The organism is Lentzea rhizosphaerae (genome assembly GCF_042649515.1).
In the GTDB taxonomy this organism is placed as follows: Bacteria; Actinomycetota; Actinomycetes; order Mycobacteriales; family Pseudonocardiaceae; genus Lentzea; species Lentzea aerocolonigenes.
Genome location: NZ_JBHRZI010000033.1, coordinates 1 through 7,466 on the forward strand (window position 1 = coordinate 1; position 7,466 = coordinate 7,466).

The following is a 7,466-nucleotide window of genomic DNA, read 5'->3' on the forward strand; positions in this document are numbered from 1 at the left end:
CACTCCGAGCAGCTGCCTGAACTTCTTACGCCCCTGTCCACCGTTCGGGGTGAACCTCACGGCGTCAGCGCGCCCCACAACGGACCGAGGTACGCATCGAGGACGTAGGTACCGTCATACAACTGCTCGGAGGCGCCAAAGAGCCTGTCACCGCGCTGGCCCGGCTGATTGAGATGCTTAATGTCACCCGCACGAAGCCGTTCATCGTGCTCCATGCGCAGAAGGATGCTCACCATCTTCACGCGATGCAAAAGCGCCGGTGACCTCCGCACGACATGTACACCGGCATGCTCGAATGGGCGAACCGAGTTGTCCTCCGCGAGTCGGATATCGGTCAAGCCCTCGAAGGCGATGCGGACCGCCTCGGGCAACTGTGCGCGTGGCATCACCTGAGTTTGGAGCGTCCAGAAGGCAAACAGGTCGACGGGGGCGTGAGTCAGTTCGGCCCGCTCGCCGCGCTTCTTGAGTTCAGCCTGAATGAGGCCTGCGTCATGGAGATAGTCCATGTCTGGCCCGCTGGCAGAGCCCGTCAACTGGTCGAACCGCGGTTGGCCATGGCCGGGACCGGCGAGGTGTTCGAGCGCTACTAGTCGAGGACGCTGGTTGCGGTACCGCTCTTGGGTTGTCAGCCGCCAGGTGCTGGTCGCGCGATCAACGGGCCGCGCCTCGAACCCTGCCTCTTCAAGAAACCGCGCCGGCGCCTTGCCCCAGAACCACGCTGGCACATGCAGCAAGGCGGAGGTAGGCACATCATCTGGGCTATCCACGACGGGATCGTACGGCCGCCAGGAGATGCCTACGTCATGGTTTTCGCGGCCGTACCTTCGTGCCTATCCACCACACCGCAGGGCGCAGCACCATGCAAGAGGTGTATTGCACTCTCACCTATCCGTCCCGGCAGCGAGTGTCTGTTGTCGGATCGCGAGATGCATCTGAAGCAGCGAACAGCGGCGCACGCCGCATAGCCTGAGTGGCTCCCGTAAGACCTCACCGGCGAGCCCCGCGACTCCGCGCCTTCCTGATTGTTCAAGGCACTCCCACTGTCACTCGGATGGAGTGAGAACGCGCCAGGGGGACGGGTCCGAGCGACACGTCCCCAGGCCGCTACTCGGACGCGGATAGGCCGAACGATGCCTCCACCACCACTCTCCCAGCATAAACCCACTGGTCAGCCCTGTGCCCTTCCTTTGGTGCTCCTGCCCGAGGTCCGGCCCTCCGCACAACGATCTCGCGCAGGGTGGTGCCCTCCCCGAGGTCCGGCCCTCCGCACAACGATCTCGCGCAGGGTGGTGCCCTCCCCGAGGTCCGGCCCTCCGCACAACGATCTCGCGCAGGGTGGTGCCCTCCCCGAGGTCCGGCCAGGGCGGCGGCATGTACCGAGATCACCAGCCGAAAGGAGGGGATGCCGCCGCCACTGGCCTCCGATAAACCTCGACCTCCGATGAATGGCGCGGCAACTGCATCTCACGAGCTGCGCTCTTCGCTGGGTCAGGCCCGAGGAACCGGCGAGGGCTGCTGTACTCCGCCGCGCTGGACGGTTCAAGCCGAGGCAGGCCATGAGGCGGCCGATCGTGCGCACCGACCCGGTCACACCGCTGCCAGCGAGTTCCAGTCCGTCGATCTCCTACATGGTGAAAACGCTCTGGCCGCATATCGGCCGCTCTCACTGCACGAGCACCCGAGGGTTCGAACGCTCACTCCTCGGCATAGCCTATGTCTTGCTATCCAGAACCCTCCGGGGCGGCTCACGGCACGGCGTTAATCCGCCCCAAGCGTCCGGAGGTGCCGCCATATGTGGGCGTAGCTGCGGTGCACCGCGCGCATCCAGGAAGGAACAGAGTGCCAGTCGGTGGCAACCTCTCGCTCGCCCCAGGCCACTTGCATGATCCGGCGATCACCGGCGAAGCTGTCGACGAGATCGCGGCGCAGGTAAAGCAAATGGCCGCGCCAGGGCTTGTCCGCGCGTAAGACTGCGGAGGCGCGTCGGCCGTCCAGGCCCACGAGGTCCACGGTGCCGGGCAATTGACGCAGGCCGAACCGGGCGGCGAACTCGAACGACGGCACGTCGTAGCCCCCGCCGAGCCCGATCTCCGAAGTACTGTCGGGAGAGAAGTCCACGGCGACCTGGCCAAACCCGATGCCGTCGCCTTGCCAGTCGCCACGCAGCGTTGGGTGCGTGAAAGCGCCCGAATCATCGTCGTCGACCGTCAGCTCGAACCGCGGGTTCCAAGGCATCTCGGCGGCCAGCACGTCGCGGACCACCGGCAGCGGAGGGAAGAAATGGTTTCCTGGATACTGGCGCTCGCTGGCGAGCTGCCGAGCGGGCTCCACGTCCTCCGGCTTCAGCAGGAGGGTGCGGAAGAACCCGAACACCGTCCGCCCGTCGTGGCGGTGGTCCAGGTATCCCTCGACCAGAAGCCAGTCGCCGTCCACTCCGTGGATCTCCTTGGGTGACCACAGATGGTCCGGGACGGCCACCGTCCCCGAGGTAAGCCAGGTCTGGTCGTCGGTAGGCTCCGTGGGCGCCCACAGCGGAAGGGACATGGGTGCCACCGGGGGCCTGGCGGGGAAGGTCGGGTCGATGTCGGGCATAAGGCGTTCTGCGTCCCCGAAGGGGGCTGGTGCGCGGCCGACGTCCACGAGGCGGCCGACCATTTCGTGGTAGGCGATCCAGCCGTACTTCTTGCCGTACCGCTCTACCCTCCTTTTGGTGCTGTAAGGCCGCTCAGCGCTCGCGGCAATGGATTGGTCGACGCTGCCGAAGTCCTTCTCGCGCCAGCCCAGTTCCCAGACGCGAGCCATGACCTCGGCGCGGGCCCTGCGGTAGTCGGGGTGGTTGTAGTCGTGGTTAGCTCTTCCGTTGATGGCGGCCCCGATGATGTAGTTCTCGAAGTCGAAGCCGAAGGTGCGGTCGCATTCGTTGGCGTTGGGGTCGTCGTCCTCCATCACCTCAGCGGGCGCCACGGCGGCGAACCTAGGCGCAAAGGCATCGACACCGTCCGGGACGGCGGCGGGGTGGAGAGCGCTGGCGAATTCATAGGTGGCACGTACGTAGCCGCGTAGTTGCTCGTGTGAGCTGGGCGTGGTCCCGTCGTCCAGGAATCGGTCGCGCAGATGTACCAGCCAGTCTCGCAGGGCGCGTTCGAGCGGTCCGCCAGGGTCGGGCATCTGGTGGGTGCTAGCGGCGCCGAACGCTGCGGCGACGATGCGTTCGACGACGTAGGGGTCGTTGACGTCGAGCATCCGGGTGGCGAGGTCGAACAGCCTCTTGGGTTCTGGCTGGCCGTAGCGCTGGAGGGCTTTGGTCGCCAGGTCCCGCATGCTCAAGTCGGTGGAAGTCAGCAGCCAGGCGATGGCCAGTGCGTCCAGGTCGTCACTCTCGGCGCGATCGCTGCTTCCGGACCACCTGTGGATCGCGCGTTCCAGGTCTGCTGTCAGTCGATCTGGAGCCTGGACTCGAGCCCATTCGGTCCAGCGCAGGTCACGTTCGGGAAGGGGCAGCTGGCGCAGGACGCTGTCGAGGAATACGGCATTCAGGCGGTGCGGGGCGGACCTGCGGATCTCCCACAGACGACCGAATACTGATCGGCCGTTCCTCTTGCTGGGTTGCGCGGTAACGAGCGCGGTTTTGAGCGCGTCGACGGTCTCGTTGTCGAGGAAGTCCGACTCGGTGTCGAGTTCCTGGGCGAGCACCAACGAACGGTGCTCCTCTGGGGCGACGCGCCACAGGTGGTGCCGGGTGAAGCGGCGTGGCAGCAGTGAGATGAGACCGATGAGGATGTCCTCGCCGAGGGGGTGCGCTTGGTCACCCAGGAGGGACTGCCAGAGAGCCGCCGCCGCGAGCTGCTCGTTGACCTCCGCAGGGGGAATGCGCACCAGAATCGCGTCGGCGATCAAGTATCCGGCGAGGCGGTCGAAAACGAAGCCGCACTCAGTGTCGTCGGAACCCTTGATCTCCTCGCGGAAGATCACTCCTTCCTCTACGAGCCGCCGGAGCAGGCTTTCGTCCCAGTTCGCCTGGTCGGTGTCGAGGATTCCTCGTGCTTCGTCGAAGCGAAGCCGACGGACGTTGTGAGTCCACAGGTGCCTCGCCAGAGCCGCGAGGCGGCGCTGGATCTGGTCGGCCGGCACCGGGATGCGGGCCGGGTCCTGGGCCAGCCGTTCGACCACGCCCGCGCGATACAGTTCGAAGACGCCGACGAGGGAATGAGGCAGCGCCTCCACGCCCACCGGCGCTCGACGGTCGTGGTTCGCGGCCTCGCAGTACATGCGCACGAACAGCGGGTTGTGGAACTCTTCGATCGGCAGCCAAGCGTCGGCCGGGTCGATCAGGTAGTGGTGGAAGTAGACGTGGAGGATGTCGTCGACTTCCGCGCGCTGCCACTCCAGTTCCAGGAGCACCGTGCCTTTGGGGAGGGCCTGGTCGGCGAGTGGTTCGCGGAGGGTAACGATCACCGCCACGTGGGGGTAGCCGCCCAGGGCCGGTGCCAATCCCGCGAGCAGTGCCCTCCATTCCGAGGGTCGCTCGGCTTCGTTCAAGCCGTCGATGATCAACGGGATCCGGCAGCCGACGCGGTTGCCCGCTGAGTTGAGCGCTTCCAGGAGGTCCTCGAAGTGGTCGACCTTCAGTCCGGGGATCCGTCGCGCGAGGTCGTCGAGAGTGTTACCGGCGCGCAGGTTTCCGCCCTGGATGAAGACTCCTGCCGTGAGCTGGTCGCTAGGTGAGGTCATCTGCGCGGCGAGGTGTGTCTTGCCCTGTCCCGCGGCGGCGATGACGGCGAGCAGGGGGGCTTCGGTGTCCGCCTGCGTGTCGTGCAGCCATTGAACGATGTCGCGGATCTCCGCGCCAAGGCCGGTGACGAGCAGCGCCTCGGGCAGGCGACGCTGCCTCAGTTTGAGCACCAGGTGTCGCAGCGCGCTGGGAGAGGTTGCGGGTGGCCGCTGTGCGGCGAGGCGCTCGCGGACTTCCCAGGGCCGGAGGCTCCTCCCGGCGTCGAGGATCTCCCGCAGGTCGTCGACGAACCGGTCCAGGTCGTCGGCGACCTCGACGGCGCCTTGGCGGAAGGTGGTGTCGAGGCCGTCGAGGGCTGCGCGCAGTGCCTGGATCCGGGTTGCGATGTCATCTGTGCGCTGCTCCAGCCACTCGAATGGCGCCGGGCGTAGCAAGGCCCGTTCGATGCGGTGCTCCACGTGGTGGGAGGTGTGCAACCGTGGCATCCACCGTGCTTCGACGGGCGCAACAGACCGCTTGTGAGCTTGCGCCAGTACGTTTGCGGTGAGGGCTAGTTCGCCGAAGAAGGTGGAGCGGAGCTCATCGTGTCCGGCGAGTTGTGCGTCGTAGTTCTCGGTGGACCAAAGTTTGACGCTGACGCCCTGCCCACCGAGTCCGTCGATCCACTCCTCGTCGTTCTTCGCGGGCCGCTGGGGAAGGCAGAGCACGAAGTCGGTCAGGCCGGCGACATGCTTGATCGCTTTGGAGAGCGAGTCCTCGATCTGATCACGCTGGCCCGCTGTCAGGCGGTTCTTGCTGTCGAGGATGAACCACTTGCACGACCAACCCCATACCCGGCCGGGATCACCCAGGACACCGGCGTGGTCTACACGCAGGTAGAACTCGACTCCGGGCTGGTTCCGGCGCTCCCGCATCGTGCCCAGCGCGCCGTAGCGGCGGGACACGATGGCCCGCGTGAGCGCTTCGAAGTTCTGGTCGGCGGCACCGGGCAGGCGTGCCAGATCAGTCGTCAGATCCACCGTCGCTCCGGTTGCTTGCATCCGGCCGCGTGATCGCGTCCTCGTCCCATTCGTGGCGGGAGAAGACCTCAACCCTCGCACCGTAGTGGAGAAGCACCTTCAGGAATCCCTGAACGTCGGACTCGTCCGTCCAGATCCGGACCGTCTCCGCTGTGCGGGTGACGCTGTGATTAAGTGCGAAGACGTCGACGTCGTACCGCCCCATGTCGTACAACTTCATCTCGGCCAGTGCTTGGCCGAGTTCGCGAGGCATGCGCTCGTCGGGGCTCCGCCAGTCGTCGTCCGACCACTTGTCTTCGGCGAGGGCCTGCAGGGCCGCCATGCGCTCTTCCGCTGCCTTCGCGCCGGTGACCGTCTGGAATCGGCCGATCAGAACCAGGTCCATCGAGTGCTCCGAGCCGTAGCCGTTCCAGATCCTCATGGTGCCTCCCTCAACGCCTGCACAGCGTCCATGATCAGGCTTCCGACTGACAATCCCGTGGGCGCATAGGCGTGAGGGCGCAGGACGCCGGTCGCGTCGACGTGCATATGCGCGTCGAGAGGGTGCTCGCCTGGAATGGCCTCCGCTGTGGGCATCGCGGCTTCGAGGCCGGTACGGGAGATCGCGAGCCGAACCCCTGTCCTGACGGTCGCGGCCCATTCGACAAGGTGCTGCGCGTCAGCGTCGCTGATACCGGGAGTCGCCGCAGTCGGCTGCTCCGGCAGAAGCAGGAGTTCGGACGCGCCGATCTTGTCGGCGAACTCGGTGAGGTCATCTAGTTCGCTGACCGTGTCGGCATTGATGACGGCGTTGATGCCGAAAGGGGCGAGGGTGCCGAGCAACCCGGCCGCCTGGACCACGGCCGCGAACGGTCGGCCACGGAGCCGCTCGTAGGTGGTTCCGACCCCGTCGACTGAAAGGCGGACAAAGTGCACTGCCCCGCGCAGGGATTCGACGAGTTTGGGTGTGAGCCGGTGCCCATGGGTCGTGAAGGTCACCGCCATAGACGTGGACTGAGCTATGTCCGAACACAGCTGAGCAAACCCTCGGTACGCGGTCGGTTCCCCTCCTCCGAAGCCGACACCGAGGCACCCGGCGGCATCAAGATCGACCGCCCATGCCAGCACACTCTCCCTGTCAAGCGCGGCGGCATGCTTGGGCGCGTAGCAGTAAACGCAGTGGAGCTCGCAGGCGTTGGTCAGCGCGACGGATAGGTACCGGGGAGCACGCGAGAACTGCTCAGCGGGAACAGGTACCTCGTCGAGCAGTACGTTCATCCCGGAGACGCGGTCAAACAGGTGAACACCAGCTGCGGACAGGCGGACCTTGCACGTCACCGTCAGCATGATGCCACGCCGTCAGCCGCTTATCCGACGCACCCGTCGAGCTGAGCCTGGGCTCGTCCGCTTCCGCCGACCACAATCGCGTCATAAAGAAGAAACCTCACTGATCATCTCTCGCATGGCGAAAGCCCTTCTCGTCGGCAGAATCGGATGCTCGGGGCACGACGAACCAAGCCACCAGTGATGACTTGGTCCGTCATGCGGTCCCGGAACCTTCCCTCCGGCCGCCCCCGACACGCCGGTCTGCGACACGTCACAGCGCGAATCGCGCCGCGACTACCAGGCTGCCGACACGAACCCGCTGGTCAGCCCTGTTCCCATCCTTTGGTGCTCCCGCCCAAAAACCGGCCCTGTGCAGACGACCTCGCGCAGGTTGGTGCCCCGCCCAAAAA

At 65.9% G+C, this 7,466-nt stretch carries 4 protein-coding genes; all 4 read right to left on the reverse strand.

The annotated features are described in order from the left end of the window. Window positions 1–56 precede the first annotated feature (56 nt). The 4 genes from ACFOWZ_RS37355 to ACFOWZ_RS37370 all read right to left on the reverse strand — a co-directional run bounded on the left by ACFOWZ_RS37355 (window position 57) and on the right by ACFOWZ_RS37370 (window position 7,077). Window positions 57–767: a hypothetical protein gene (locus ACFOWZ_RS37355; RefSeq protein WP_382378671.1), complete on the reverse strand. Its 711-nt coding sequence runs from the start codon at window positions 765–767 to the stop codon at window positions 57–59. A gap of 991 nt (window positions 768–1,758) precedes the next feature. Beyond that, a complete protein-coding gene (locus tag ACFOWZ_RS37360) occupies window positions 1,759–5,751 on the reverse strand; it encodes a hypothetical protein (RefSeq protein WP_382378672.1) in 3,993 nt (1,330 codons plus the stop codon). Beyond that, window positions 5,735–6,136 carry a DUF6375 family protein gene (locus ACFOWZ_RS37365; protein WP_382378673.1) on the reverse strand — a complete coding sequence of 134 codons (402 nt, stop codon included), beginning with the start codon at window positions 6,134–6,136 and terminating at the stop codon, window positions 5,735–5,737. The genes ACFOWZ_RS37360 and ACFOWZ_RS37365 overlap by 17 nt, the downstream gene beginning before the upstream one ends. A gap of 32 nt (window positions 6,137–6,168) precedes the next feature. After that, a complete protein-coding gene (locus ACFOWZ_RS37370) occupies window positions 6,169–7,077 on the reverse strand; it encodes a radical SAM protein (RefSeq protein WP_382378674.1) in 909 nt (302 codons plus the stop codon). Between the last annotated feature and the right edge of the window lie 389 nt (window positions 7,078–7,466).